Source organism: Kitasatospora sp. NPDC058492, from assembly GCF_042720685.1.
Taxonomy (GTDB): Bacteria; Actinomycetota; Actinomycetes; order Streptomycetales; family Streptomycetaceae; genus Kitasatospora.
Window position 1 is genome coordinate 111514 of the sequence record NZ_JBHXMU010000005.1, and the last position, 26312, is coordinate 137825.

26 protein-coding genes are annotated in these 26312 nt (G+C 74.6%); 15 read left to right on the forward strand and 11 right to left on the reverse strand.

The annotated features are described in order from the left end of the window. The first annotated feature begins 83 nt into the window (after positions 1-83). The gene (locus tag ACFWPI_RS05320) at positions 84-1070 is read left to right on the forward strand and encodes an NAD-dependent epimerase/dehydratase family protein (RefSeq protein WP_380376519.1); all 987 of its coding nucleotides are present in this window, start codon (positions 84-86) and stop codon (positions 1068-1070) included. Between the two features lie 38 nt (positions 1071-1108). Here the strand turns inward: ACFWPI_RS05320 and ACFWPI_RS05325 are convergent, their stop codons facing one another. Then, positions 1109-3085, reverse strand: a complete 1977-nt coding sequence (locus ACFWPI_RS05325; protein WP_380376587.1) for an AAA family ATPase — start codon at positions 3083-3085, stop codon at positions 1109-1111. 407 nt (positions 3086-3492) lie between these two features. After that, positions 3493-4125, reverse strand: coding sequence for a uridine kinase (locus tag ACFWPI_RS05330; RefSeq protein ID WP_380376516.1), 633 nt, complete (start codon positions 4123-4125; stop codon positions 3493-3495). 209 nt (positions 4126-4334) lie between these two features. On the opposite strand from ACFWPI_RS05330, the gene ACFWPI_RS05335 reads away from it, so the two are divergent. Beyond that, positions 4335-5498: an acyl-CoA dehydrogenase family protein gene (locus tag ACFWPI_RS05335; RefSeq protein ID WP_380376514.1), complete on the forward strand. Its 1164-nt coding sequence runs from the start codon at positions 4335-4337 to the stop codon at positions 5496-5498. A 98-nt stretch (positions 5499-5596) separates the two neighbouring features. Here the strand turns inward: ACFWPI_RS05335 and ACFWPI_RS05340 are convergent, their stop codons facing one another. After that, entirely contained in the window at positions 5597-6067 is a 471-nt protein-coding gene (locus ACFWPI_RS05340; RefSeq protein ID WP_208869051.1) for a hypothetical protein, read from the reverse strand. 229 nt (positions 6068-6296) lie between these two features. Here ACFWPI_RS05340 and ACFWPI_RS05345 point away from each other — a divergent pair, with 229 nt between their 5' ends. The 4 genes from ACFWPI_RS05345 to fxsA all read left to right on the forward strand — a co-directional run bounded on the left by ACFWPI_RS05345 (position 6297) and on the right by fxsA (position 10953). Further along, entirely contained in the window at positions 6297-6737 is a 441-nt protein-coding gene (locus ACFWPI_RS05345; protein ID WP_045694655.1) for an Lrp/AsnC family transcriptional regulator, read from the forward strand. 31 nt (positions 6738-6768) lie between these two features. Then, positions 6769-8382, forward strand: a complete 1614-nt coding sequence (locus ACFWPI_RS05350) for an amidohydrolase (protein ID WP_380376511.1) — start codon at positions 6769-6771, stop codon at positions 8380-8382. A gap of 296 nt (positions 8383-8678) precedes the next feature. After that, positions 8679-10319 carry an apolipoprotein N-acyltransferase gene (lnt, locus tag ACFWPI_RS05355; RefSeq protein WP_380376509.1) on the forward strand — a complete coding sequence of 547 codons (1641 nt, stop codon included), beginning with the start codon at positions 8679-8681 and terminating at the stop codon, positions 10317-10319. 55 nt (positions 10320-10374) lie between these two features. Next, positions 10375-10953, forward strand: a complete 579-nt coding sequence (gene fxsA / locus ACFWPI_RS05360) for an FxsA family membrane protein (protein ID WP_380376506.1) — start codon at positions 10375-10377, stop codon at positions 10951-10953. 111 nt (positions 10954-11064) lie between these two features. Here the strand turns inward: fxsA and ACFWPI_RS05365 are convergent, their stop codons facing one another. The 3 genes from ACFWPI_RS05365 to ACFWPI_RS05375 all read right to left on the reverse strand — a co-directional run bounded on the left by ACFWPI_RS05365 (position 11065) and on the right by ACFWPI_RS05375 (position 13843). Next, the gene (locus ACFWPI_RS05365; RefSeq protein WP_030306127.1) at positions 11065-11439 is read right to left on the reverse strand and encodes an RNA polymerase-binding protein RbpA; all 375 of its coding nucleotides are present in this window, start codon (positions 11437-11439) and stop codon (positions 11065-11067) included. A gap of 275 nt (positions 11440-11714) precedes the next feature. Next, positions 11715-13331: a hypothetical protein gene (locus ACFWPI_RS05370; RefSeq protein ID WP_380376503.1), complete on the reverse strand. Its 1617-nt coding sequence runs from the start codon at positions 13329-13331 to the stop codon at positions 11715-11717. Positions 13332-13648: 317 nt separating this feature from the next. Further along, on the reverse strand, positions 13649-13843 hold the full coding sequence (locus ACFWPI_RS05375; RefSeq protein WP_063346460.1) for a hypothetical protein: 195 nt from the start codon (positions 13841-13843) through the stop codon (positions 13649-13651). Between the two features lie 426 nt (positions 13844-14269). On the opposite strand from ACFWPI_RS05375, the gene ACFWPI_RS05380 reads away from it, so the two are divergent. The 4 genes from ACFWPI_RS05380 to ACFWPI_RS05395 all read left to right on the forward strand — a co-directional run bounded on the left by ACFWPI_RS05380 (position 14270) and on the right by ACFWPI_RS05395 (position 16962). Continuing rightward, positions 14270-14695 (forward strand): ankyrin repeat domain-containing protein, encoded by a 426-nt coding sequence (locus ACFWPI_RS05380; RefSeq protein ID WP_380377319.1) that lies wholly within the window; start codon positions 14270-14272, stop codon positions 14693-14695. A 23-nt stretch (positions 14696-14718) separates the two neighbouring features. After that, positions 14719-15231, forward strand: coding sequence for a GNAT family N-acetyltransferase (locus ACFWPI_RS05385; protein ID WP_380342973.1), 513 nt, complete (start codon positions 14719-14721; stop codon positions 15229-15231). A 46-nt stretch (positions 15232-15277) separates the two neighbouring features. After that, positions 15278-16351 carry a serine hydrolase domain-containing protein gene (locus tag ACFWPI_RS05390; RefSeq protein WP_380377317.1) on the forward strand — a complete coding sequence of 358 codons (1074 nt, stop codon included), beginning with the start codon at positions 15278-15280 and terminating at the stop codon, positions 16349-16351. 113 nt (positions 16352-16464) lie between these two features. Beyond that, complete coding sequence (locus tag ACFWPI_RS05395; protein WP_380377316.1) at positions 16465-16962, forward strand: NUDIX domain-containing protein; 498 nt, start codon at positions 16465-16467, stop codon at positions 16960-16962. A 33-nt stretch (positions 16963-16995) separates the two neighbouring features. Here the strand turns inward: ACFWPI_RS05395 and ACFWPI_RS05400 are convergent, their stop codons facing one another. The 3 genes from ACFWPI_RS05400 to ACFWPI_RS05410 form a co-directional block, all read right to left on the reverse strand. Further along, positions 16996-17646 carry a vitamin K epoxide reductase family protein gene (locus ACFWPI_RS05400; RefSeq protein ID WP_380377315.1) on the reverse strand — a complete coding sequence of 217 codons (651 nt, stop codon included), beginning with the start codon at positions 17644-17646 and terminating at the stop codon, positions 16996-16998. A gap of 68 nt (positions 17647-17714) precedes the next feature. Continuing rightward, positions 17715-18536, reverse strand: a complete 822-nt coding sequence (locus ACFWPI_RS05405; RefSeq protein ID WP_380377314.1) for a DsbA family protein — start codon at positions 18534-18536, stop codon at positions 17715-17717. Positions 18537-18671: 135 nt separating this feature from the next. Further along, complete coding sequence (locus ACFWPI_RS05410; protein WP_380377313.1) at positions 18672-19346, reverse strand: hypothetical protein; 675 nt, start codon at positions 19344-19346, stop codon at positions 18672-18674. Positions 19347-19632: 286 nt separating this feature from the next. On the opposite strand from ACFWPI_RS05410, the gene ACFWPI_RS05415 reads away from it, so the two are divergent. Beyond that, a complete protein-coding gene (locus ACFWPI_RS05415) occupies positions 19633-20520 on the forward strand; it encodes a CHAD domain-containing protein (RefSeq protein ID WP_380377311.1) in 888 nt (295 codons plus the stop codon). A gap of 18 nt (positions 20521-20538) precedes the next feature. On the opposite strand, the gene ACFWPI_RS05420 is transcribed toward ACFWPI_RS05415, so the two are convergent. Next, positions 20539-21390 carry a helix-turn-helix transcriptional regulator gene (locus ACFWPI_RS05420; RefSeq protein ID WP_380377310.1) on the reverse strand — a complete coding sequence of 284 codons (852 nt, stop codon included), beginning with the start codon at positions 21388-21390 and terminating at the stop codon, positions 20539-20541. Positions 21391-21537: 147 nt separating this feature from the next. Between ACFWPI_RS05420 and ACFWPI_RS05425 the strand changes: the two genes are divergently transcribed. Next, positions 21538-22311 (forward strand): SDR family NAD(P)-dependent oxidoreductase, encoded by a 774-nt coding sequence (locus ACFWPI_RS05425; protein ID WP_380377309.1) that lies wholly within the window; start codon positions 21538-21540, stop codon positions 22309-22311. Positions 22312-22405: 94 nt separating this feature from the next. On the opposite strand, the gene ACFWPI_RS05430 is transcribed toward ACFWPI_RS05425, so the two are convergent. Then, a complete protein-coding gene (locus ACFWPI_RS05430; protein WP_380377307.1) occupies positions 22406-23188 on the reverse strand; it encodes a uracil-DNA glycosylase in 783 nt (260 codons plus the stop codon). A 294-nt stretch (positions 23189-23482) separates the two neighbouring features. Between ACFWPI_RS05430 and ACFWPI_RS05435 the strand changes: the two genes are divergently transcribed. The 3 genes from ACFWPI_RS05435 to ACFWPI_RS05445 all read left to right on the forward strand — a co-directional run bounded on the left by ACFWPI_RS05435 (position 23483) and on the right by ACFWPI_RS05445 (position 26277). Further along, complete coding sequence (locus ACFWPI_RS05435) at positions 23483-24400, forward strand: PIG-L deacetylase family protein (RefSeq protein ID WP_063346448.1); 918 nt, start codon at positions 23483-23485, stop codon at positions 24398-24400. A 369-nt stretch (positions 24401-24769) separates the two neighbouring features. Beyond that, positions 24770-25741, forward strand: a complete 972-nt coding sequence (locus ACFWPI_RS05440; RefSeq protein ID WP_380377305.1) for a slipin family protein — start codon at positions 24770-24772, stop codon at positions 25739-25741. A gap of 77 nt (positions 25742-25818) precedes the next feature. Next, the gene (locus ACFWPI_RS05445) at positions 25819-26277 is read left to right on the forward strand and encodes a CBS domain-containing protein (protein WP_380377304.1); all 459 of its coding nucleotides are present in this window, start codon (positions 25819-25821) and stop codon (positions 26275-26277) included. The last annotated feature ends 35 nt before the right edge of the window (positions 26278-26312 follow it).

A 26312-nucleotide genomic window follows, 5' to 3' on the forward strand; every position in this document is an offset into this window, starting at 1 on the left:
TGACGGCGTGTCCGCTGCGGGCGATTCTGCTCTCAGCGTGCAGCCGTTCCCATGCCGGCCACCCTGGGCGCAGGGTGGTCGGCATGAGGCTTCTCCTGCTGGGTGGAACGAATTTCGTCGGACGGGTCGTCGCCGAGGAGGCGCTGTCCAGGGGATGGGAGGTGACGGCCCTCAACCGCGGTACGCAGCCCGCGCCCGCGGGCGTGACCGCGCTGCTGGGCGACCGCACCGCCGAGGGCGGGCTGGCGACGCTGGCCACGGGGGAGTGGGACGCGGTGGTGGACACCTGGTCCGGAGCCCCGACGGCGGTGCGCGACAGCGCCCGCCTGCTGGCCGGCCGGGTCGGCCACTACGGGTACGTCTCCAGCCGGTCGGTGTACGACTACCCGCTGGCGCGCGGGGCGGACGAGTCGGCGAAGGTGGTCGGGTCGTCCCCGGACGCCGAGGGCCAGGTGCCCTACGCCGAGGCCAAGCGCGGCGCCGAACTGGCCCTGGAGGCGGAGTTCGGTGGGCGCGCCCTGCTCGCCCGGGCCGGGCTGATCCTCGGCCCGCACGAGAACATCGGCCGGCTGCCCTGGTGGCTGAACCGGATCGCCCGGGGCGGCCCGGTGCTCGCCCCCGGCCCGTACGACCTGCCGCTGCAGTACATCGACGTCCGCGACCTCGCGAGCTGGCTGCTGGACGCGGCGGCGGCCCGGCTCGGCGGCGCGTGCAACGTGGTCAGCCCGGCGGGCCACACCACGATGGGCGAGCTGCTGGAGGCCTGCGTGCGGGTCACCGGCTCGGACGCGGACCTGCGCTGGACCGACCCCGAGCGCATCCTGGCGGCCGGCGTCGAGCCCTGGACGGAGCTGCCGATCTGGCTGGCGCCCGGCGAGCTGAACGACTTCCTGCACGGCGCGTCCGTGGACCGGGCGGTCGCCGCCGGGCTGCGCTGCCGGCCGGTGGGCGAGACGGTCGAGGACACCTGGACCTGGCTGCGGTCGATCGGCGGCGTCGCCCCGCAGCGCGCCGACCGGCCGAAGGTCGGCCTCGACCCCGAGCGCGAGGCCGAGCTGCTCCGGGGCTGAGCCCGGCGCGATCCCGGCGTGATCCCGGGGAGCTGGTCTCAGCCGCGGCCGTCGATCAGCTCCCCGTAGGCCTGGACGAGGTCGGGCAGGCGCAGGGTCGCCAGGTCCTCCCGGCCCGGCGGCTCGCGCAGCAGCGAGAGCCGCAGGTCCCGGTAGGCGCAGGACTTCTCGTACAGGGTGCGGATGAACCGGCCGTTCCCGAGTTCGTCGATCCAGCCCTCGCGGACCACGTGGGTGCAGATGCTGGCCAGTTCCTCGGCCGCGTCCTCGTCCCAGCCGTCGCCGTCCCGGCCGGCCAGCGCGGCGCCGATCGCGGTCAGCTCGTTCGGGCGGTAGCTGGGGAAGTCGACCCGGGTGGTGAAGCGGGAGTTGAGGCCGGGGTTGGTGGCGAGCAGCCGGTTCATGCCCTCGGGATAGCCGGCCAGGATCACCACCAGGCGGTCGCGGTTGTCCTCGGCGCGTTTCAGCAGCACCTGGAGGGCCTCGTCGCCGTAGGCGTCGCCCTTGGTGTAGCCGGAGTTGGAGAGGCTGTACGCCTCGTCGATGAACAGCACGCCGTCCAGTGCCGAGTCGATCAGCTCGTTCGCCTTGACCGCGGTCTGGCCGAGGAACTCGCCGACCAGGTCGGCCCGTTGGGCCTCCACGAGGTGGTCGCCGGAGAGCAGTCCGAGGGCGTGGAAGACCCGGCCGAGGATCCGGGCCACGGTGGTCTTGCCGGTGCCGGAGGGGCCGGAGAAGACGAAGTGGCGCTTGGGCGGCTGGACCGGCAGGCCCTGCGCGGCCCGGAGTCTGGACATCCGCAGCTGCGCCGACAGCGCCCGCACCTGGCGCTTGACCGGCTCCAGGCCCACCATCAGCGAGAGTTCCGCCAGCGCCGCGTCCAACTCGCGCTCGTCGTCGACCGGTTGGGCGGCGGGCAGCGGCGCGGTGCGGGGCTGGGCCTCGGCGCGGACCGGCGCCGGCAGCGGGGCGGCGGAGCCGGCCGGCGAACCCGACCGCTCGCCGGCCGCCTGCGGCGCCGGGCCGGCCGTGGAGCCGTCGCCCGGGCCGGGCCCCGTGAGGAACCCGACCCCCTCGACGAATCCGACCCCGCCGGTGTACCCGGCGCCCTCGGTGAACCCGGCGCTCTCGGTGAACCCGGGGGCCGCGTCGCCGAAGCCCCCCGCCGTGGCGTACCCGTTCCCGTCCTGGAAGTCCGCCTCGTCCGCCTCGTCCATCTCGTCCGGCTCGGTGTCCTCGTACCCGGCCGCCCGCCCGCCCGCCGGCAGGCCGCCGTCCAGCAGGGCGTCCGGCAGGTCGTCCGCCAACCCGTCCTCCGCCGCGATCGCGGCCAGCCGCGCGGCGGTGTCCATGAACACCGGATCGGCCCGGTGCACCGCCCGGTAGAGCGGCAGCGCGGCCGCACTGCGCCCGGCCCCCTCGTACGCCCGGGCCAGCCAGTACCGCAGCTCCTTGCGCTGGGGCTGCTCGGAGCGGCAGCGGGCCAGCGAGGCGGCCAGCGGCGCCTGCGCCTGGGCGCACATGTCCAGCCGGACCCGCGCCATGCCGGCGAACAGCCCGGCCTCGATGCCGAGCAGCGGGTCGTCCAGCAGCCGGTCGGTGTCCCGGATCAGCTGCTCCCAGTCCTTGAGCAGATAGGACCGGCAGGCGTACAGGAACTGGGCGGACGGGTCCTCGCTGGGCGCCGGGCACTGCTCCAGCGCCCGGTCCAGCTCGGCCAGGTGGCGGCCGTCCAGCCAGTGCGAGGCGTGCGCCAGCGCCAGGTCGCGGGCGTCCTCCAGGACGGGCTGCACCCACCAGCCCAGCCAGTACCAGGAACTGAGCGGGCGGCGGTGGCGCCGCCGCTGCTCGCCGAACCGCTTCTGGTTGCGGTACATGGCCAGCAGCGCCGCCGAGGTGTCGCTGCGCAGCGCGTGCAGGCCGAGCCAGGCGTCGGCCATGCCCGGGTCCAGCCGGACGGCCGCGCGGAACTCCTCCTCGGCACGGGCGTACGCGCCCGCCGTGTACGCGTCCATGGCACGCAGCCACGCGCGTTCGGCGAGCCGGTCCGGGCCGCCCGCGTTGCTGTCCGAACTGTCCACCGTCGTCACTCACGCCCCCCGCGGCTTGGCCCGGGGCTCGGTGGCAGGTCGCCTGCGTGCAGCCGGGCCGGTGGTCGAAAGCCCCCGGGCGCATCTGCGCCTGCGAGGAATCGTACCGGCGTGGCGCTGATCCGGAAGGGCGCCCACGGAGTCAAATGCGATCGTGTGAGCGGTCGTTGAGCGGGTGGGGGCCTGGACCGGCGGCGGGGGAGCGCGATTCGGAAAGGACCGGACGGCGCCCCCGGCTCACGGGGGAACAAGTCGGGGACGCCGGGTCCGAGGCGGCCGGAACATCCCGTTCCGGCGGCTGAGGAGAACCTAAATCCTGGTGACAGTGCAGGTCAAGGGCTTGTTGAAGGTTCACCCACGGTGCCCGGCGTGATTCGTCCGGTCACCCCGTCGACTCGCGTCCCGGCGAACGGACGGCTCGGATCCGCGGCGAAATGCGTCGATTCGGCCCGCGCCCAGCCGGCCCAGAACTCGGCCAGATCCGGCCCGTCCCGCTGCTCGCCGCGCCGCCGGGCCGAGGCGGCGTCCAACTCCAGCCAGATCACCCGGGCCAGCCACGGCCGCACCGCCCGCCGCCCGGCGCCGACGCCCTCCACCAGCACCACCGGGGCGACCGGCACCGCGGCCGTGCCCGCGAAGCGGCGCAGCGTCCAGTCGTACACCCGGTACGCACCGTCCCGGCCGGCTGCCAGCGGCTCCAGCACCTGTTCGCGCAGCCGCCCGGTCCAGCCGAAGGGCTCGGCGTGGGTGGCCAGGTCGTCGAGGTGGACCACCGGCGCCCCGCCGAGCGCCGCCGCCAGCCGCCCGGCGAAGGTCGTCTTGCCCGAGCCCGCGTGCCCGTCCACCGCGACCAGCCGCACCGGCCCGCAGGAGGGCGGCAGCGCGCGCAGCTCCGCCGCGAGCGAGGCCACCGCGTCGCCGGGAACGGGCGAAAGGGCGGGGGCGAGGGGTCGGGAAGCAGCCACAACGGCAACCCTACGGTGCCGTAGCCCACCAGTCCGTCCAGTTACTCCTGAGTGATCGTGACGGCGGCGCGGGTTTCCGGCATACTCGCATCGCCATGCCTGTGAACGGCCGTTCACCGTAATCCGGTGCCGGTCGGGCCGACCTGCCACACCCGCGCCGGACCAGCCACACCACGCTCCGGTGCCCGATCGAGGAGGCGACCGCCGCCATGACCCCGTCCCCAGTGAAAGCCGTGGAGCGCCAGCTGCCCAGCGAGGAGGCCCACGAGCTGCTGAGCCTCACCCGGGACCTGGTCCAGCGCGAGCTGCAGCCCCGCGCGGCCGAGGACGAGGCCGCCGACCGCTTCCCGCGAGAGGTCTTCCGCACCCTCGGCGAGGCCGGCCTGCTCTCCCTCCCCTACGACGAGAAGTACGGCGGCGGCGGGCAGCCCTACGAGGTGTACCTGCAGGTGCTGGAGGAGCTGGCGGCCGGCTGGCTGGCCGTCGGCCTCGGGGTGAGCGTGCACACCCTCTCCTGCCACGCGCTGGTCGGCTTCGGCACCGAGGAGCAGCGCGGCCGGTGGCTGCCCGGAATGCTCTCCGGCGAGCAGCTCGGCGCCTACTGCCTCTCCGAACCGCAGTCCGGCTCGGACGCGGCCGCGCTGCGCACCCGCGCCGACCTCGACGGCGACGCGTACGTGGTGAACGGCACCAAGGCGTGGATCACCCACGGCGGCCGGGCGGACTTCTACAGCGCCCTGGTGCGCACCGGCGACGAGGGCTCCAAGGGCATCAGCTGCCTGCTCGTCCCGGGCGACGCACAGGGCCTGTCGGCCGCCCCGCCGGAGCACAAGATGGGCATGCGCTCCTCGCCGACCGCGCAGCTGCACTTCGACGGTGCCCGGGTCGCCCGCGACCGGCTGATCGGCGAGGAGGGCCAGGGCTTCCAGATCGCGCTCGCCGCACTGGACTCCGGCCGCCTCGGCATCGCCGCCTGCGCGGTCGGCGTCGCCCAGGCCGCGCTCGACCTCGCGGTCGACTACGCGCGCACCCGCCGCCAGTTCGGCCGCCCGATCGCCGAGTTCCAGGGCCTGTCCTTCATGCTCGCCGACATGGCCACCCAGATCGAGGCCGGGCGGGCGCTCTACCTGTCCGCCGCCCGGCTGCGGGACGCGGGCCTGCCGTTCTCCAAGGAGGCGGCGATGGCCAAGCTGTTCTGCACCGACGCCGTGATGCGGGTGACCACCGACGCGGTCCAGGTGCTCGGCGGCTACGGCTACACGCAGGACTTCCCGGCCGAGCGCTACATGCGCGAGGCGAAGGTGCTGCAGATCGTCGAGGGCACCAACCAGATCCAGCGCCTGGTGATCGGCCGCCACCTCACCAAGGGCTGAGCCCCCCACAAACGGCCTCCGGCCGTCACTCCAGGGTGCGGAGTGACGGCCGGAGGCGTCTTCGTCTCTGCGTCGACCCGCCTGCGCGGGCTGGCGGATCAGCGCCGGACCAGGCGGCGGCGCTGCTCGGGGATGGCCGAGATGACGGGGACGGCCGGGGCGACGACGGCGGTCCGCGTCGGCCGGTGCGCCACCGCGTGCGAGAACGGCTGGGTGCGCCAGTCGAGTTCGGTGGGGAGCCTGAACAGCGCGTCGAGCCCGGCCGGCTGGTCGTCCTCCGGGGTCTCCACCTCGGCGAGGTCGTCGGTCGGCGTGCCCGAACCCGGGCACAGCGCGGGGGCGAAGGGGTTCCAGGCGGTCGGCAGCAGCGCGTGCTGCGGCAGCCGCTCCTCGTCGGCCACCAGGGCGATCGGGCGGCGGCACTCGGGGCAGTGCACCCGGAAGATGTCCCAGGTCTCGGCCTCGCCCGGGTCGATGCCCGGGACGTGGCCGTGATCGACCGCGAGGTCGTCGCGGCCGGTCGTATCGTCGGTCTCGTCGGCGCCCAGGGCACGCTGGTCAGTCGGCATGAGGATCCCCCTCGGATCGGGCCCGGCGTGGTCGCCCGGGGCCACAACCAGCACTTCCCTCCGATTCGGGCTCATAACCCTGCGGTCCGGTGCACCGTGATGCACCGGGTGTGTCCTTGGCCACATCCACTGCCACATTCGCCTGGCATTTGCCCGCGTGACACCTGCGGGCACCCGATGTGACACCGCGTGCGCCCCCCGTGCCCCCGACCGGGTAGGTTTGCGCACTGTGGAGGATCTCGACCAACGCATCGTCCAGCTGCTCCTAGAGGACGGCCGGATGAGCTACACGGACCTGGGCAAGGCCACCGGCCTGTCCACCTCGGCGGTGCACCAGCGGGTGCGCCGCCTCGAACAGCGCGGGGTGATCCGCGGCTACACCGCGATCATCGACCCCGACGCCGTCGACCTGGCGCTGACCGCGTTCATCTCGGTCAAGCCCTTCGACCCCAGCGCCCCGGACGACACCCCCGAACGGCTGGCCGGCCTGCCCGAGATCGAGGCCTGCCACAGCGTCGCCGGCGACGAGAACTACATCCTCAAGGTGCGCGTCGGCGCCCCCGGCGACCTGGAGGACCTGCTCGCCCGCATCCGCAGCGCCGCCGGCGTCTCCACCCGCACCACCGTCGTCCTCTCCACCCCCTACGAAGCGCGACCCCCGAAGCTCTGAGGACGAACCCCACAGGTGCAGACTTAGCGGCATGACCGAACGCACTTCCCGGACCGTCCTGCTGCGCGGCGGCGCCGTCTACAGCCCCGCCGACCCCTTCGCCACCGCGATGCTCGTCGAGGGCGAGCACATCGCCTGGGTCGGCAGCGACGGCGCCGCCGAGGCGTACGCCGCCGCAGCCGACGAGATTGTCGAGCTGGACGGCGCCCTGGTCACCCCCGCCTTCGTCGACGCCCACGTGCACGCCACCGCCACCGGCCTGGCGCTCACCGGCCTCGACCTCACCGGCAGCCCCTCGCTGGCCGCAGCCCTCGCCGCCGTCACCGCCTTCGTCGACGCCCGCCCCGAGCCCGGCGGGGTGCTCATCGGCCACGGCTGGGACGAGACCGGCTGGCCCGAGGGCCGCCCGCCCACGCTCGCCGAACTCGACGCCGCCGCCCGCGGCGCCGCGCTCTACCTCTCCCGCACCGACGTGCACTCCGCGCTCGCCACCACCGCGCTGCGCAGCCTCGCCCCCGGCCTGGCCGAGCGCCCCGGCCACACCGCCGACGGCCCGCTCACCAAGGACGCCCACCACGCCGTCCGGCAGACCGCGCTCGCCCACCTCACCCCCGAGCAGCGCGGCCGCGCCCAGCGCGCCACCCTCGCCCGCGCCGCCGAACTCGGCATCGGCGCGCTGCACGAGTGCGCCGGCCCGGAGATCTCCTCCGAGGCCGACCTGGCCGCCCTGCTGGCCCTCGCCGCCGAGGGCGAAGGCCCCGAAGTCTTCGGCTACTGGGGCGAGTTGGGCGGCGCCGAGACGGCCCGCCGGCTCGGCGCGGTGGGCGCCGGCGGCGACCTCTTCGCGGACGGCGCGCTGGGCTCGCACACCGCCTGCCTGCACACCCCCTACGCCGACGCCGAGCACACCGGCACCGCCTACCTGACCGCCGAGCAGGTCGCCGACCACGTCGCCGCCTGCACCGAGGCCGGGCTCCAGGCCGGCTTCCACGCCATCGGCGACGCGGCCGTGGCCGCCGTCCTGGACGGCGTCCGGGCGGCCGGGGAGCGGGTCGGCGCCGGGCGGGTCCGGGCGCTGCGCCACCGCGTCGAGCACGCCGAGGCGCTGGACGACAAGTCCGTCGCCGCCTTCGCCGAGCTCGGCCTCACCGCCTCCGTCCAGCCCGCCTTCGACGCCGCCTGGGGCGGCCCGGACGGCATGTACGTCCAGCGCCTCGGCGCTGAGCGGGCCGCCAGGCTCAACCCCTTCGCCGCCCTGCTGCGGGCCGGCGTGCCGCTGGCTTTCGGCTCGGACGCCCCGGTCACCCCGCTCGACCCCTGGGGCACCGTCCGCGCGGCCGCCTTCCACCAGACCCTGGACCACCGGATCTCCGTCCGCGCGGCCTTCACCGCACACACCCGCGGCGGCTGGCGCGCGATCGGCCGCGACCAGGACGGCGTGCTCGTGCCCGGCGCCGTCGCCAGCTACGCGATCTGGGCCGCCGACGAACTGGTCGTCCAGGCCCCCGACTCCCGGGTGGCGGGCTGGTCCACCGACCCGCGCTCCGGCACCCCGGGCCTGCCCGACCTCACCCCCGGCCACCCGCTGCCGGCCTGCCTGCGCACCGTCGTCCGAGGCCGCACCGTCCACCTGGCCGCCGAGTAGCGCCGAGCAGGCCCGCGTGGCGCCAGCTGAAGCGGCGGCCGGCCGGCCCACAGGTCCCCAGGACGACCGCCCCGCCGACTTCACTGTCCCCCGTGAGCTGCCCGCCCCGGACTTCCACCCGGAACCCCTGGGCGAGCAGCGCAGCGCCTCCGACGGGGCATGTGCGGCAAGGCCCGCCGGGCCGTGAGCCGCTGACCCTGCTACCACCCTGACCTCACGCTTCCCTGACCGTCCGGGGTACCTTCTTCGGACAGCGTCCGAACAGCAAGATCCAGGAAGATGGTGCGCCGGTGGCCATGCCCGTCACCCAGGAGCGGCCCGGGGCCGCACCCGAACCGGCGGAGTCGGCGCCCAGGCCCGGCCGGGCCGCCCGCGCCGTCGCCAAGGTCCGGGCGGGCCTTCCCCGCACCGGCCTCGCGGCCCTGGCGGGCCTGCTGCTCGCACTCGCCTTCCCGCCCTTCGACCTGTGGCCGCTGTCGCTGCTCGGCGTCGCCGCGCTGTCCCTGCTCACCCGGGGCCGCACCGTCCGCCAGGCGGCCTGGACGGGCTTCGCCTTCGGCCTGCCGTTCTTCCTGCTGCTGCTCAGCTGGCTGCGGGTGGTCGGCTGGGACGCGACGGTCGGCCTGTCGGTCGTGGAGGCGCTGTTCCTGGCCGTCCTCGGCGGCGGCCTGGCCCTCACCTCCCGGCTGCCGGCCTGGCCGCTCTGGGCGGCCTGCCTGTGGATCACCCAGGAGTGGGCGCGCGACCGGCTGCCGTTCGGCGGCTTCCCGTGGGGGCGGCTGGCCTTCGCCAACACCGCGACCCCGTTCACGCCGCTGGCCGCGCTCGGCGGCGCACCGCTGGTGACCTTCGCGGTCGCCCTCTCGGGCGCCCTGCTCGCCGGCGCCGTGCTGCGCCTGCGCGGGCCGCGTAAGACGCCCCGGGCCGCCGCGCTGGCGGGGCTGGGCGCGGTGGCCGCGCTGCTGGCCGGGTACCTGGTGCCGGTGCCGACCGCGCCGGCCGACACCGTCAAGGTCGCCATCGTCCAGGGCAACGTGCCCAACCCGGGCATGGACTTCCTGGGCCGCCCGATGATGGTCCTCAACAACCACGCGGTGGCGACCGAGCGGCTGGCCGCGGACATCGCCGCCGGCAAGGTCGAGCGCCCCGACATCGTGATCTGGCCGGAGAACTCCTCCGACCTGGACCCGTTCAGCGACCCGCTCGCCTACCAGCGCATCGACCAGGCCGTGAAGACGGTCGGCGTGCCCACCCTGGTCGGTACCCTGGTGGACGGCCCGGACGCGCAGCACGTCCAGAACGAGGGCATCGTCTGGGACCCGAAGACCGGCCCCGGCGCCTCCTACACCAAGCAGCACCCCGTCCCGTTCGGCGAGTACGTGCCGTTCCGCGCCCAGCTGATGAAGGTGATCACCCGCCTCCAGCGGGTCGCCCGGGACTTCTACCCCGGTGACCACAACGGCGTCATGCAGCTCGGCCCGGCCCGGATCGGCGACGTGATCTGCTTCGAGGTCGCCTACGACGAGATCGTCCGCGACACCGTGGACAGCGGCGCCCGCGTCCTGGTGGTCCAGACCAACAACGCGACCTATGCCAAGACGGGCCAGCCCGAGCAGCAGCTCGCGATGAGCCGGCTGCGTGCGGTCGAGCACGGCCGGGCCGTGCTGATCGCCGCCACCAGCGGCATCAGCGCGGTGATCGCCCCGGACGGCACGGTCCAGCAGCGCACCGAGGAGCTGACCGCGGCCGAGCTGTCGGCGGTCGTCCCGCTGCGCGACGGCACCACAGTCGCCGACCGGGTCGGCGCCGCGCCGGAGTGGACGCTGGCCCTCGCAGGCCTGCTGGCCTGCGGCGCGGGCGTGCTGGTCGGCCGCCGACGGAAGTCCGGCGCCGGAACACCGGCCGCCGGGGAATCGTTGGACCAGGTGGTGCCGTAGCCGGCCCGGACCTCCCGTGCGGCGCGCAGAGCACTGCTTGGAGTGGATTCGTACCGTGACCCAGCAAGCTACCCCCGCCCGTCCGGCCCCGCGCGGCAAGCTCCGCCGGGTGCTGCCGCTGCTGATCACCGCCTGGCTGGTGCTGGAGATCTGGCTGCTGGTCCAAGTGGGCTCGTGGCTGGGTGGATTCGTCGTCGTGCTGCTGCTCATCGCGGGCGCGCTGATCGGCGGTTCGCTGATCAAGCGGGCCGGGCTGAAGGCGCTGTCCGCGGCGATCGAGCAGAGCAAGGACCCGAAGTCCGAGCAGCCCCAGACCGGCACCAGTCTGACGGTGCTGGCGGGCCTGCTGCTGATGGTCCCGGGCTTCCTGTCGGACCTGGTGGCGCTCACCCTGCTGTTCCCGCCCACCCGGGCGCTCTGGCGGGCCGGTGGCCGCCGGGTGGCCGACAAGGCGCTGCGCAGCACCGTCGCCGCCGGGGCGGACCCGTTCGCGGACGCGATGCGGCTGCAGGAGCAGCTGCGCATCCACCGCCCGGACGGCAAGGTGATCCAGGGCGAGGTGGTGGAGCCAGGCGACGGCCCGCGCGGTCCGCAGGGCCCGGACACCACGTACCGCCCGCCGATCTCGGGCTGACCGCCCCTCCCGCCTCGCGTTCCCGTCCCGGGGAACGCGAGGCGGGAACGCGAAAGGGACCCTGGTCACCAGGGTCCCTTTTCGCGTCCTCCCGCCGTGGCGGGAGCGAGGTCAGGCGCTCTTGCGGGTGTCCCGCGGGTGCACCGCGAGGTTCATTCCGCCGGAGCGGAGCACGGCCAGTCGCTCGGCCAGTACCTCCTCCAGTTCCTCACGGGTCCGGCGCTCCATCAGCATGTCCCAATGGGTACGCGTCGGCTTGACCTTCTTCTCTTCCGGCTCGTCGCCGTCGAGAAGTACCGCCTCCTGGCCACAGAAGCGGCATTCCCAGGCCTGGGGGATCTCCGCCTCGACCGAGAAAGGAACCTCGAATCGGTGTCCGTTCTGACATGCATACTCGACGGTCTGGCGGGGAGCCAGATCGATACCGCGGTCGGTCTCGTAGCTAGTGGCCCCGAGTCGCGTGCCGCGGAGAGCTCGCTCGCTCATGAATCGTGCCTCCCGGGCTTATAGCCCACAGGACTAGTGGTCGCTGTTCTTCGTCGTTCGGTCAACGCTCGGCTTCCGACGAAGATTCCCGTCCCGGGACATGCGTCGTCTGTCGTGCCGCCCCTGTTTGTACCCATCGGCGCCCGATTTGTCACATCTGGCCGTGGATATCACCCTAGGTGTCACCTATTTCACATCTGGTGATCGGTCGGCCTTTCCTGGACGAGCCTACCGGGACGGGATTCGACGAGCGCCGCCGCCCCCGTCCGCCGCGGTCAGGAGATCGGGCGGGAACGGATCATCGGCTCGCCCTTGGCGAGGTCGACCGGGTGGGCCCGGGGGGCCGGATCGGCCGGCAGGGCCACCGGCGGACGCTCCGGCCGGGGCGGCAGGTCGGCGGCGGCCTCGGTGCGGGTGTCGCGGTGCGGCAGCAGGGCGATCACCGCGTCCCGCAGCTGGGCCGGGGCCTCCTCGTCCAGCGGGTCGACGGTGGCGGGCACCTGGAGCCGGACGGGGGTGCTGTTGCCGATCCGGGCGTAGCCGCGGCCGGCGGGGGCGTGCGCGGCGGGCACGATGTCCAGCGGCGCGCCGAGCACGGCGTGGCCCTCCTCGGGGCCGGCGGGGCCGAGCAGCACCCGGGCCCGGGTGGTGGAGCGCACGGTCGCGGTGATCCGGCCCCTGGCCTCGATGTCGTCGGCGATCACCACGGTGACGCGGGCGGCGCGGCCGTGCCGCAGCGGCAGCTCCAGCAGGTCCTGCGGGTCCGGGCGGCCCTCGGCGTGGGCGAGCTCGCTCAGCTCGGTCGGGTGGTCCAGGAGCAGCCAGAGCGGACGGGTGGCGTCCTCGGGCGGCGCGGTGCCGGCGTGCCGGGCGGCGTTCAGCGCGGCGAGCCGGCGCTCGGTCTCCTGGGAGGCCCACTCCAGCGCGGCCAGCGCGCCGTGCAGGCTGGTCTCCACGGTGTGCACGCCGGGCCGGTTGACCAGGCAGGCGTGCTCCCCGGTGCCCGCGCCGTCGACCACCACCAGGTCCCCGTACGGGAGCGCCTGGAGCGCGATCGAGCGGATCAGGCTGGAGGTGCCGTAGCCGGTGACGCCGAGCGCCAGCAGGTGCGGCTCGGCCGAGCGCGGGCCGGTGCGCCAGACGACCGGCGGCTGCTGGGCGATCGTGCCGCCCTGGAAGACCGGGATGGTCCGGGCGGTGCCGTCCTCGTCGGTGAAGCCGAGCACGATCTCGCCGGGGGCGGCCACGAAGCGCTGGGCGACGATGTCGGCGGGCAGCGGGGTGAGCGCGGCGATCCGCAGCCGGTTGGACTCCTCGTCCCAGTCGAAGCGGTACTCCCGGGCCCGGCCGGCCTTGCCCTGGACGACCTGCTCGATCCGGGCCCGCGCGCTCGGCTCGGTGTCGGTGAAGTACGCCGGGTAGCCGAGTTCCAGCCGGGAGAGCCGGCCCTCGTCGTCGAACTCCCAGGAGCCGAAGGCGCGCTTGTAGTGGCCCTCGTAGTGGTACAGCGGGTTGGCGTCCTCGGGGCCGCACAGGTACGGCGTGAGCGCCGCGTAGAGCGCGCCGAGCTTGACGTCGGCGACGTCCGGGGCGGGCGGGGCGGGTGCCGGCTTGGGGGCCCGGCCGGTCCAGGCGGAGCTGGCCATCAGGGCGATCAGGGCGAACAGCAGGCCGTGCGGCAGCAGGTAGACGCCGACCAGCATCGCGGCGGAGAGGAACAGCGTCGGGCCGCGGCGCTCCTTCGGGGTGGCGTTCCAGCGGTCCTTGGCCCAGCCCGCGTGGTGGCGCAGTCCGCGGCCGATCACGGAGAGGGGGGCGAACATGTCGGAGGCGTGGTCCCCGGCGGTTCGGGCGATCTCGCGGCCCTTGCTGAGGTGGCGTTGGAGCGGCATTCCTTGACTCCCCGGGCGAGTGGGACGGGTCGGGTGGCGGGGGCGGAGCCGGTACGACGGGACCCGGGGCGGTGGGATCCGCGCCCGGGCCCGTGCGGGGGAGTGGCAGCGCCTGGAACGTGGGGCCTGGGCCCTGTCCGGCCGGACAGGGTCCAGGGCGTGTCTGACAATTCGCGTCGGATCAGCGCGCGGCGGTGGGCGCCCGGCTGGGCGTGCCGGCGAAGCGTCCTCGTACTGGGCCGTACTTGGACGTTTCGCCGGTGCGTCCAGGCGGGATGCCCGGCGTCGCGCGCCCGGCGGGAATTGTCAGACACGCCCTAGAACTTGAGGCCGCCGAGCAGGCTCGCCAGGCTGGCACCGCCGGCGGTGATGCTCGGGGCGATCGAGGAACCGGCGACGTAGAAGCCGAAGAGGGCGCAGACGACGGCGTGGGAGACCTTTAGCCCGTCCCTGCGGAAGAACAGAAAGGCGATGGTGCCGAACAGGACGATGCCGGAAATCGAGAGGATCACGTTCTGCTCCTCGGGGAGGGGGGACGGGGACGGTGTTACGGAAAGTGCGCTAATCGTGACAAAAAGTAATAGATGATGGAACGGTGCAAATGGGTGGTTTCCCGTTCAACGTCGCCCTGGAGTTCGGGCGAAGGCGGGCGGACCGGCCGGGGTGGGGCCGTGTCCCGCGCAGTTCCAGCGCGGCGAGGCATTCCCGCCGGGTGGGCGGGAGGTTTCCGGGGGGTCGGGGAAGTTCGCCCGGATGGCCGCCGTTCGAGGGCCGCCATCCGCCATCCGGATGCGCGCTGGCCCGGCCCGGCACCCGGCCGCTACGGTGCGGTACGCGCAGCTCCTCCAGCCGCACTCCGTCACCGCGGCTCCGCCACCCGCAGAACCTGCAGAGCCCGCAGAACCCGCAGGACCCACAGACCGGAAAGGCCGCCCGCCATGACCGACGCCGCCAACCAGCAGCCCGCCGACGCTCCCGGCGCCCCCGACGCCGAGGTGATCGCCCTGGCCGGAAAGCTCTTCGACGCCGCCCGCGCCGGCGAGACCGACACCCTGGCCGCCTACGTGGACGCCGGTGCGCCCGCCAACCTCACCAACGACCGCGGCGACACCCTGCTCATGCTCGCCGCCTACCACGGCCACGCCGCCACCGTCGAAGCCCTGCTGGCGCGCGGCGCCGACCCGAACCGCGCCAACGACCGCGGCCAGACCCCGCTCGCCGGCGCCGTCTTCAAGGGCGCCGAGGACGTGCTGACCGTCCTGCTGGACGGCGGCGCCGACCCCACCGCCGGCACCCCGAACGCCGTCGACACCGCACGGATGTTCGGCAAGAACGAGCTGGTCGCCCGTTTCGAGGCCCGCTGATCCAGGTCGTAGGCTCTTCCCTCATGAAGAGCACCACCATGGAGGCCGGAACCGTCGAGTTCCGCGTCACCGGCTACGCCCACCCCGACGCCCAGGCCCTGTCGGCGGAGGTGCAGCAGGAGTACGTCCGCCGCTACGGCGACCCCGACGAGACCGTGCTGCACCTCGACGACTTCGACTCGCCGGCCGGCCTGTTCCTGATCGCCTACCTCGACGGCCGGCCGGTCGCCTGCGGGGGCTGGCGGGCCAAGCAGGCCGGGCCGGACGGGCTGCGCGACGGCGACGTCGAGCTGAAGCGGATGTTCGTGGTCCCCGCCGCCCGCGGTCGTGGCCTGGCCCGGGCGGTGCTGCGCCGCCTGGAGCAGACCGCCGCCGAGGCCGGCCGCACCCGCGTCATCCTGGAGACCGGCACCGAGCAGCCCGAGGCCGTGGCGCTGTACGGGTCCGAGGGGTACGCGGCGATCCGGAAGTTCGGCATCTACCGCGATCACCCGCAGAGCATCTGCCTCGGCAAGGAACTGCCCGCGGCGGCCTGACCGGCCCGCCCGGCGGGTAGGCTCACGACACCTCTGAGGGGGGACGATGAGCCAGCAACCGCCAGGAGCCGACCGGCTCCCCGCCCTGGCCGCGCCCGGCGGGGAGCTGGACCGGCTGGTCCGGGGCGGCGTGCGCACCGTCGGGGCCGGCGCCGTCTGGGCCGTCGGCGATGCCGGAGGGGCGCTCGGCGGCGGCGCGCACGGTGTGCTCGGGCAGGGCCCGTACGCTCGGCTCGCCCCCGGGCCGGACACCCGGTACGACCTCGCCAGCCTCACCAAGATCGTCGCCCTCTGGCCCTGCGTCGGAGTGCTCCGGCAGGCCGGGCGGCTCCCGCTCGACGAACCGCTCGGCCACTGGTGGCCGCCCGCCTCCGGGCACCCCGTCGGCGTGGTGACGGTCCGTCAACTCCTCGCGCACACCGCCGGAATGCTCCCGCACACCGGATTCGAGCAGCTCTACGGGCGCGACCTCGCGGCGATCCGGGCCGGGGTGATCGCCGCCCCGCTGCACCGCGCGCCCGGCACGGCCGTCGAGTACACCGACCGCGCCGCCGTCCTGCTCGGCTACCTCGTCGAGGACCTCGGCGGCGCGCCGCCGGCCGAGCTCGCCAGTCGCTGGATCTGGCGGCCGCTCGCCATGGCCGACACCCGGTACGGGCCGCTCGGCCCCGCCGACACCGCCCGCACCGCGCCCACCGAGTACGACCCGCAGGTCGGGAGCCACCTGTGCGGCGTCGTCCACGACCCCTCGGCCCGGCTGCTCGGCGGCGTCTCCGGCAACGCCGGGGCCTTCTCCACCGCCCGCGACCTCGCCCGCTTCCTCGCCGCGCTGCTCGCCCCGCCGCCCCAACTGCCCTGGGGCGAGGCCTGGATCGCGGAGTCGCTGCGCGAACAGACCGGCGGTCTCGCCCCCGCCCGCGGCCTGTCCTGGCTGCACGCCCCCGGCACCGACCCCGCCGAGGGCACCTTCGTCCACTACGGCTTCACCGGCACCGGCATCTGGATCTCCCGGCGGCTCGGCCGCTGGGCGCTGCTGCTCACCAACAAGGTCCACTACGACCGCGGCATCCAGCCGCTCACCGACCTGCGCAACGCCTACCGGCGGGCGGTCTTCGGGTAGGAGCTCTCGTGCGTCGAGTACCCGATCGGGTGGATTAGGTACGAACCGCCGGATCCGGCACGGGGGTTGCGGCAGAGTAACCACCGCGACGGGGCACCGGCGGAGGAGGCGCGATGACGGACACCTGGCTCTCGGAACAGGACTGGCTGGCCGGGCTGCTGCGCGCCTACGTCGGCTGCAGCGTGCTGCTCACCGGCGAAGGCGGCGACGTCCTGCTGCTGAAGGCCAGTTACCGCGCCCAGTGGCAGTTCCCCGGCGGCGGGATGGACCCGGGCGAGGGCCCCGCCGAATGCGCCGCCCGCGAACTGCGAGAGGAGACCGGGCTGGTGGCCGGCGAGCTGCGGCTGCTCGTCGTCGAGTGGCGCGACCCGATCCCGGGCCAGGGCGAACACGCCCACCCCGCCGTGCAGTTCATGTTCGACGGCGGAACGGTCCCGGCCGGCGCGACCATCCGGGTGCAGGCCGAGGAGATCACCGAGTACGGATACTTCACCCCCGCCCGGGCGGCCGCACTGCTGCACCCCTGCGCGGCGCGCCGGCTCACCCGGGCCCTGGCGGCCCGGCGCACCGGCGCCACCGCGCTGCTGCACTCCACGGGGTACGTCGGCTGACGGTCCGTCAAATATGCCAGTCGGTCAGGCCCGTCAGACCAGCGTGCTCCAGTAGTACCAGAACCGGTTGAGGATCAGCAGCGCGATCACCGCCGCCCACAGCACCGGCACCGCCCAGTGGTAGCGCGCCGCCTCCCGCACGACCGGCCGCAGCCGCGGGCCCACCGGGATCACCCCCGTCCGGAGGTTGTGCAGCGTCGTGTACCAGAACAGCACCACCACCGTCGCCCACACCACCATGCAGTACGGGCACAGCGCGCCGATCCGGTACAGCGCCTCGTCGATCAGCCAGTGCACGAACACCACACCCAGCAGGGTGCCCGCGTGCAGGCCCAGCCAGAACCAGCGCCGGTACGCGGCACCGGCCAGCAGCCCCGCCCCGACCGCCGCCAGCGCGCCGAAGGCGGCCAGCCCGAGCAGCGGGTTCGGAAACCCGAAGACCTCCGCCTGCTCGGTGCGCATCACCGAACCGCAGCTGATCACCGGATTGAGGTTGCAACTGGGGACGTAGGACGGGTTCTCCAGGATGCGGAGCTTGTCGAAGGTCAGGACGGCCGAGGCGGCCAACCCGATCAGCCCGCCGAGGAACAGCAGCAGGGAGAACGCCCGGCCCGCGCCGACCGGCGCACGGCCGGCGTCGCCGGGGGCGGGAGTGGAGAGGTGCACAGAGGTAGCGGCGGTCATGGCAGCACACTCCGGTGGCTGGGAGGAGCCGGCCCGGCCGGGGTTCGGCCGGGCCGGTGGTGCCCTGCTTACTTCAGGCCGGCGGCCTGCTTGACCTGGGCGGTGAACTGCTCCGGCGTCACCGTGGACTGGCCGCTGAACAGCGTGATCGACTTGCCGTCCACCTTGACCGTCGGGGTGCCCGTCACCCCGCTGCCGTTGAACGCCTCCGCGACCTTCGCCGCCCACGGCGCGTACGTCTTGTCGGTGACGGCCTTCACGAAGGCGTCCGTCTTCAGCCCGGGCACCTGGCCGGCCAGGTCGAGGATGTGGTTGACGTTGCCGAAGTCGTCCTTCCGCTCGTCGGGCTGGTTGGCGTACAGCACGTCGTGGAACTGCTTGAACTTGTCCACGCCCTCGTTCAGCGCGGCGCCCGCGGCGGCCAGCGCGGTGCGCGAGCCCTTGCCGCCGAGGGCGTTGTCCAGGAACGCCGCCAGGTGGAACTCCACCTTGACCGAGCCGTCCTCGGTCAGCTTCTTGACCGCCTCGCCGTTCGCCGCCTCGAAGTGCTTGCAGACCGGGCAGCGGAAGTCCTCGTACACCTCCATGGTGTGCGGGGCGTCGGCCTTGCCGTAGGTGATCACCGTGCCGTCCGGGCCGGAGGCGTTCGCCGGGACGACCAGCTCCGTCGGCGCGGCCGCATCGGCGGCCGCCGTCGAGTCCTTCTTGCCGGACGCCGAGTTGATCGCGACCGCCGCTCCGCCCGCGAGGGCGAGCACCGCGACGGCGGACACCGCCACGACGATCCGCTGGCGGCGCTTCGAGGCCGCCTGCTCGATGCGCTGCGCCTCCTGGATCCGCTCACGGGCACTGATGCGCTTGGCCTGCTGCTTGCTGGGGGTCTGAGCCATGGAAGGCAACTCCTGTACGCGGCGCGCGGATGCGCGCGGGAAACCGCACCGGGTGCGGCGGGATCGAGTGAACGCGGGAGTTGTGCGCGCTGCCTGCGGACGAACGTGCGCGGCGGCCCTACGGCCTCGGGCGGGTCAGCAGGCAGGCGCGAGAACCGGCGGACCACGCCGGGGAGCCGGGCTCAGCACCACGTCCTCGCGGCGCGGCCGCACGCGGTCCGACACCGGCAGCGGCACCCGCAGCACCGGCCGAACCGGAGCCGGGAGCAGCAGCAGGACCAGGGCGCGCAACGGGCGGGCCAGCGACTGGCGCAGCGCGCGCAGCGACCGGGCCAGGCCCGACAGGGCCGCGTCGCCCAGCCGCAGCCAGGCCGCGGCGGCCAGCGCGATCACCAGGTGCACCAGCAGGAGCAGCACCTGGGTCGCCGCCGGGGCCAGCGGCCCCACATGGCCCAGCGGACCGGCCAGCAGCGACCCGTCCACCGAACCGCCGCCACACACCAGCAGGTTCACACCGCGCGCGGGCACGTGCTCGGACAGGATCGGCCCACAGCCGGCCTGCCCCAGGTTGAACGTCGTGTTGAGCAGCAGCTCGACCGGCACCAGCACGCTGGAGATGTGCAGCAGCCGCCGCTCCCCGCCGGCCAGCGCGGCCGCGACCAGGAAGACGACGGCGGTCGCGGCCGCCACCAGCGAGAGCGGCAGCGGGCGACCCGTGATGACCACCTGGCCCAGCGCGGACAGCGGCACGGCGAGCGCGGTGAACACCGCGGCCCGCAGGGCCCTGATCGCATGGGTGGAGGTCGTCACGTCCCGGAGTATGCCACGACGCTTACATCCGGCACGAGGGCGCGTACCCGGGGAGCGGAAGCGTTGCCCGCCGGAGGCCGTTCGTTCACCCGCCTGACGCCCGCTCAGCCGCGGCCGCTTCGCTGTTCGTGCGGGTCGGCGTCGTGTGCGCCGAGCGGTCGTCCCGGGCCTGGCTCGTCCCCGTCCCGGGCCTGCTCGTTCCCGTCGCGGTCCTGGTCGTCGTCGTGCGCCCGGACCCGTAGCCTGGAAGGCGTTCCCGGCGACCCCGATGAGGGGGTGAGCGCTCATGGCGCGACCCGCCACCACGGTGGGGCAGGTGCTGCTGGACCGCCTCGGCGCGCAGGCGGCGGTACTGGCCGGCCTCGACGACGCCGTCCGGGCGGACGAACCGGACGCGGTGCACCGGATGCGGGTCGCCTGCCGACGGCTGCGCAGCGCCCTGCGGACCTTCCGGCGGCTGTTCGCCCCCGGGGCCACCGACCACCTGGTCGCCGAACTGCGCTGGCTCGCGGCCGCCCTCGGCCGCGCCCGGGACGGCGAGGTGCTCGCCGAGCGGCTGGCCGCCCAGGCCCGGGCACTGCCCGCTGAGTGCCGGCCGGAGCGGGTCGCGGCGGAGCTGGAGCGGTGGGGGCGGACCGAGTACCGGCAGGCCTGGCCCGAGGTGCTCGCGGCCCTCGACAGCCCGCGCCGCCGCGCCCTCGCCGACGCCCTCGCCACCCTCCTCGCCGACCCCCCGCTGCGCCGCCGGGCCGGCCGTGACGCCGTCCCCGAGCTGGCCCGGATCGCCGAGCGCGAGCAGCACCGCACCGGCGAGCGCGTCCGGGCGGCCCTCGACGCCGGGGCCGGGCCCGCCGAACAGCGCGACCGCGCCCTGCACGAGGCCCGCAAGGCCGCCAAACGCGCCCGCTACGCCGGCGAGACCGCCGCCCCGGCGGTCGGCTCGGCCGCCGAGCGGTACACGGACCGGATGAAGGCCGTCCAGGAACTGCTCGGCGAGCACCAGGACGCGGTGGTCGCCGCCGGCACCCTCGCCGGGCAGGCCGCCGACAGCGGCGAGCCCTTCGGCCTCGGGGTGCTCTACGCCCGCCAGCTCACCGCCGCCGAGACGGCCCGGGCCCGGCTGCCCCAGGTGTGGGCCTGGGCGGCGGGGCGCAAGCTGCCGCGGTTCGGCTAGGCCAAACCTAGGCCCAACCTAGAACGGCGCCGCGTGGGCCGGGGCCGCGTCGTGGGCGGCGGCGAAGGCGTGGCGGGCGCGGCTGCCGGGTGGGGCGAGGCACGCGAAGACGTACCGGCCCTCCTCGGGCAGGGCGAGCACGGTGTAGTCCAGGACGTCGGTGTCCAGGGCCGGGTGGCGGATGTGGAGTCGGCCGGGGCCGGGCGGGCCGGCCCGGTGGCGGTCCCACAGCGCGGCGAAGGCCGGGCTGTCCGAGGACATCCGGCGGACCAGGCGGGTGAGCCCGCGGTCGCCGGGGCGGTCCGCGTGGTGGGCGCGCAGCGAGGCGACGAGGTCCGCGCCGATCGAGCCGGTGGCCGCGAGGTTGCCCTGTGAACGGTCCCCGTACGGGCAGCAGAACACCTGCCAGAGCAGGTTGCGCTCGTGGGGCGGGCGCCGTTCCGGCCAGGCCATCAGCAGGCCGGCCGGGCGGTTCCAGGCGAGGAGTTCGAAGGTCGGGCCGGTGACGAAGGCGGGCGCGGCGTCCAGGGTGTCCAGCAGCGCCAGGGTGGTGGCGGAGACGGCCGGCGGCTCGGGCGGCGCCCCGGCCGGTGCGCGGTGCCGGGCGGCCAGCCGGTGCAGGTAGGCGCGCTCCGCCCCGGCCAGTTGCAGGGCCTCGGCGATGCCGTCGAGGACCGGGCCGGTGGGCACCCGCTGGCGGCCCTGCTCCAGCCGGGCGTAGTAGTCGGCGGAGATGCCCGCGCGGGCCGCCACCTCCTCGCGGCGCAGCCCGGGCGTCCGGCGGCGCCCGGCCGGGGGCAGGCCCGCCTCGGCGGGCGCGAGGCGGGCGCGGCGGGCGCGCAGGAACGCGCCCAGCGGGGTCTCGGGCATGCGGTCACGCTGCCACAGCCGGGCGGGGTTAGCCAGGACCTGGCCGTCCCTGGCTGGCCCGTCCCTGGTCGGCTGGTCCCTGGTCGGCCCGTCCCCGGGAAGGGCTGGCCGCTGGTGGCCCGGGCGGGGCGCCGGGAGGCTCGCCGCATGGGACTTCTCGACGACAAGGTCACGATCGTCACCGGCGCCGGGCGCGGCATCGGCGCAGCCGCCGCCCGGCTGTTCGCCCGGGAGGGCGCGCTGCTGGTGCTGGCCGCCCGCTCCGGCGCCGAGGTGGAGGCGCTGGCCGCCGAGCTGCGGGCCGGCGGGGCCCGGGCGGTGGCCGTCGCCGCCGACCTGACCACCGCGGAGGGCGCCGAGCGGACGGTCGAGGCGGCGCTCACGACGTACGGCCGGCTGGACGCGGCCTTCGACAACGCGGGTTCCGGCCTGTCGCCGGCCCCGCTCGCCGAGCGCTCCGAGGCCGAGTGGGACGACACCCACGCGCTCAACCTGCGCGGCAGCTGGCTCTGCCTGCGGGCCCAGCTGCGGGCGATGGCGGCGGGCGGTCGGGGCGGCGCGGTGGTGCTCAACTCCGGGGTGGGCGCGCTGGTGGGCGGCTTCGGGGACGGCGTCCAGCAGGCCGCCAAGCACGGCCTGACCGGCCTGGTGAAGGCGGCCACCGCCGACTACGCCCGGCACGGCATCCGGGTCAACGCCGTCGCGCCCGGCGTGGTGCGGACGCCCTCGACGGAGCAGTTCTTCGCGTCCGGCCCGGAGTTCGACGCCCTGGTGGTCCGCTCCACCCCGCTGGGCCGGGCGGGAGCGGACACCGAGATCGCGGAGGCGGCGGCCTGGCTGCTGAGCGACCGGGCGTCGTACGTGGCCGGGGTGACCCTGCCGGTGGACGGCGGGATCACCGCGACCCGGCGGTTCGACTGAGTGCGGGCCCGATCAGTTGGGGGCCCGGTCGGTCGGGGGCCCGGCTGGTCGGGGCGGGTCCGACGGCACCGTACGGGGGTCGGTGCCGTCGGGCCTACTCCGACGCAGGTTCCAGCCCGGCCGACCGGGCGGCGGTGCGGAGCAGGGCGCGGAGCATGGGGGTGGTGAGGCGGCCGGTGTTGGTGTTGCGCGGGCTCACGTGGTAGCAGCCGTACAGCTGGAGGGCGGGGCCGTCGTCGGTGGCGGGGAGGACGGCCAGGGCGCCGTGGCCGAAGGCGGGGCGGGGCCGGGGGACCTGCCAGCCGGCCTGCGCGAGGGCGGGCAGGAGGGCCTGCCAGGCGAAGCCGCCGAGGGCGACGACGGTCCGTACGGTGGGGCGCAGCAACTGGAGTTCGCGGGTGATCCAGGGGCGGCAGGTGTCGCGTTCGGCGGTGCTGGGCTTGTTGTCGGGCGGGGCGCAGCGGACCGGGTCGGTGATGCGGACGCCGTGCAGGTGCAGGCCGTCGCCGTACCGGACGGACTCGGGGCGGTTGGCGAGCCCGAGGTCGTAGAGCGCCGCGTAGAGCAGGTCGCCGGACGGGTCGCCGGTGAAGATCCGGCCGGTGCGGTTGGCGCCGTGGGCGGCGGGGGCGAGGCCGACCAGGACGAGCGGGGCGTCGGGCGGGCCGAAGCCGGGGATCGGGCGGGCCCAGTAGTCCCAGTCCAGGTAGGCGCGGCGCTTGGTGCGGGCGGTCTCCTCGCGCCACTCGACCAGGCGCGGGCAGGCCCGGCAGTCGGTGACGACGCGGTCCAGCGCGGTGAGCGAGATGGCGCGGGCGGCGGCCTCGGCGGGGTGGCGGGGGTGGCCGGGGTCGTCGGCGGCGGCGGACTGCGGCATGGCCCCGATCCTAGTAGGGCTTTGTCAGGTCCTGTGGTGGGAGCGGGGCGGATGCGGGTCGGTCGCATATCGGGCAGGCACCGGTCCAGGGGGCCTGGGCGGGTGAGGCATCCCTCCCCTCGCCTGACCATCCGTGGCGCCCGACAAAGCCCTACTGGGCCCTGTCCGGCCGCACCCGCTGGGCGGTCTGGACGGTGGCCTGGTTGAACCGCCGGGTGACGGTGGCCCGTCGACCGGGTTGGGCCCGGTGATCGGGGCGGTGGCGAGAAGGTCCGGTGGGACCGGGAGGCAACAATGGTGGAGAACGGGTACGCGGGTCCGTCTCGACGGCAGGTCCTGACGGCCGGCGCGCTGGCCGGCGCGACGGTGCTGAGTTCCGGCATGTGGGCGACCGAGGCGTCGGCGGCGGCACCGCCGGCGATCTTCTACTCGCCGCACCAGGACGACGAGGCGTTGGGCCTGGCCGGGGCGATCCTGGAGCACAAGGCGGCCGGCCGGCCGGTGTACCTCGTGCTGGTGACACGGGGAGAGAACGACGGGCTGGCGAAGCTGATGAACACCGATCCCTGCCCGCTGACCACAGGCTCGGACCGGCACCCCTGCGCGGCCGGCGGCCACCACGGGGTGAACTGGCCGACCGACGGCAGCAGCAAGATCGTCCCTTGCCGGACGGCCGAGTTCATGGCCTCTGCCGCCACCCTCGGGGTCGACAAGGTGATCAACCTGAAGATCGTCGACTCCCCCTACGGGGGGCCCGATGCCTTCGCCCGGTTCGTCGCCACGGTCAAGTCGAAGATCGCGTCCATCGCGCGGCAGTACCCGGGCGCCTCGCACAAGTTCACCGCGGGCTGGCTGGAGATCACCGACACCCACAAGGCGATCGCCGACGCGGCCGTGCAACTGGCCCGCGAGGGCAAACTCACCGACGTGCGCTTCAATTTCGTCTACGCCTACGACCAGCCGCTCGGCTCCCGCGCGAACGGTGCCGCCTACGTGCTGGACATCCCTGCCGCGCACATGGCGACCAAGCGCAACGCCATCTACTGCTACAACACCTGGGCCCCGTCCCGGAACCTCTACGCGCTCGGCTACCACAGCGTCCCGAACAAGCTGGAGTCCGCGCACAACGACCCGCACGAGTACGTCTTCACCCTCCCCAACAACTCGTACCAGTTCGGGAGCATCACGGCCCCGCACCCGGAGTGGTCGTAACAGAACAGGGCCGGGGTCGGGCTGTCGGCGGACGGCCCGACCCGGATTCCCGCTCAACCCCGCGGGACGAACCGGTCACCACCGCCCCACCGATCCCCGAGCGGGTGATCGTCTCGCAGCGACGTTCGAGGCCGGACAACCCCCCGACCCCCACCACAGGACCTGACAAAGCCCTCCTAGGGCTCGCACCGGGCCCGCATCGGCCGTGCACCGAGCTCGTGCCGGGCCCGTATCGGCCCTGCGCCGGCCTGGCCGGGCAGGCGTAGCGTGGAATCAGCTGCTCCGGCGGCCCCCGGCTGGGCCGGGTCGGCGACGGCCGGGGCTGGCTGGTGCGCGAGGAGGCCTCGCCGAGGCCGCAAGGAGGCCGCGATGATCGTCGATGCGGTGCTGGGTGCCATCGGGGGGCTGGTCGGGCTGGGGGCGATCTGGGCGGGCCTGAGCGTCCGGGTCGTCCAGCAGTTCCAGAAGGGAGTGGTGTTCCGTTTCGGCCGGGTGCGCAGGGATGTGCGCGAGCCCGGGCTGGTGGGGCTGCTGCCGATCGCGGACAAGCTGCGCAAGGTGAACGTGCAGATCGTGACGATGCCGATCCCGGCGCAGGAGGGCATCACCCGGGACAACGTGACCGTCCGGGTGGACGCGGTGGTGTACTTCCGGGTCGAGGACCCGGTGAAGGCGATCGTCAACGTGCAGGACTACCACTTCGCGATCTCCCAGGTGGCGCAGACCTCGCTGCGCTCGATCATCGGCAAGAGCGAGCTGGACGACCTGCTGGCCAACCGCGAACCGATCAACCAGGGGCTGGAGTTGATGATCGACAGCCCGGCACTGGGCTGGGGCATCGAGATCGACCGGGTGGAGATCAAGGACGTCGCGCTGCCGGAGTCGATGAAGCGCTCGATCGCGCGGCAGGCGGAGGCCGAGCGGGAGCGGCGGGCGCGGATCATCACGGCGGACGGTGAGTTCCAGGCCTCGGCCCGGTTGTCGGAGGCGGCGGCGGTGATGAGCGCGACCCCGGCGGCGCTCCAACTGCGGCTGCTGCAGACGGTGGTGGAGGTGGCGGCGGAGAAGAACTCGACGCTGGTGCTGCCCTTCCCGGTGGAGCTGCTGCGCTTCCTGGACAGCGCGACGGACAACCAGCAGCGGGCTGCGGTGAATGCCGCGGCGGCAGCGGCGAAGGCCGCCGAACGGGCCGCCGTGGAGGGGAAGGAGGCGGCGAAGGCGGAGGTCGAGCAGGACAGCTCGAAGCACGAACTCCCGCCGCTGGAGGAATTGTTGGACCAGTCGCCGGTGCCGGATGCGGACGCGCCGGGCGGGCGCGCGGAGCCGGACCAGGCGGCCTGACCGGCGCCCGGTGGCGGCCTCCGCGGGCCCGGACCAGGATGGACAGGGGAGCCGAAGCCAGGCCAGGAGGCGGGACCATGACCAGAGCCAGCGACATCATGCACCCGGGCGCGGAGTGCATCCGCGAGCACGAGACGCTCGCCGCCGCCGCCCGGATCATGCGGGAACGGCACGTCGGCGCGCTGCCCATCTGCGGGGAGGACGACAAGCTGCTGGGCATCGTGACCGACCGCGACATCGTGCTGCGCTGCGTCGCCGAGGGCCGGGACCCGGCCGCGGTGACGGCGGGCGAGCTGGCCCTGGGCCGGCCGATGACGGTGGAGGCGGACGAGGACGCGGAGCAGGTGCTACGGGTGATGGAGCAGTACCGGGTGCGCCGGCTGCCGGTGATCAACCACCCGGAGCACAAGCTGGTCGGGATGATCAGCGAGGCGGACATCGCGCGCGGGCTGCCGCAGGCCCGGGTCGCGGAGTTCGTGTCGGCGGTCTGCGCGGAGGAGGCGCCCGCGGAGGAGGCGGCCAAGGCCGGGGCCTGACGGCGTCGGCTGATCCGGGCCGGGGGGTCAGTGCC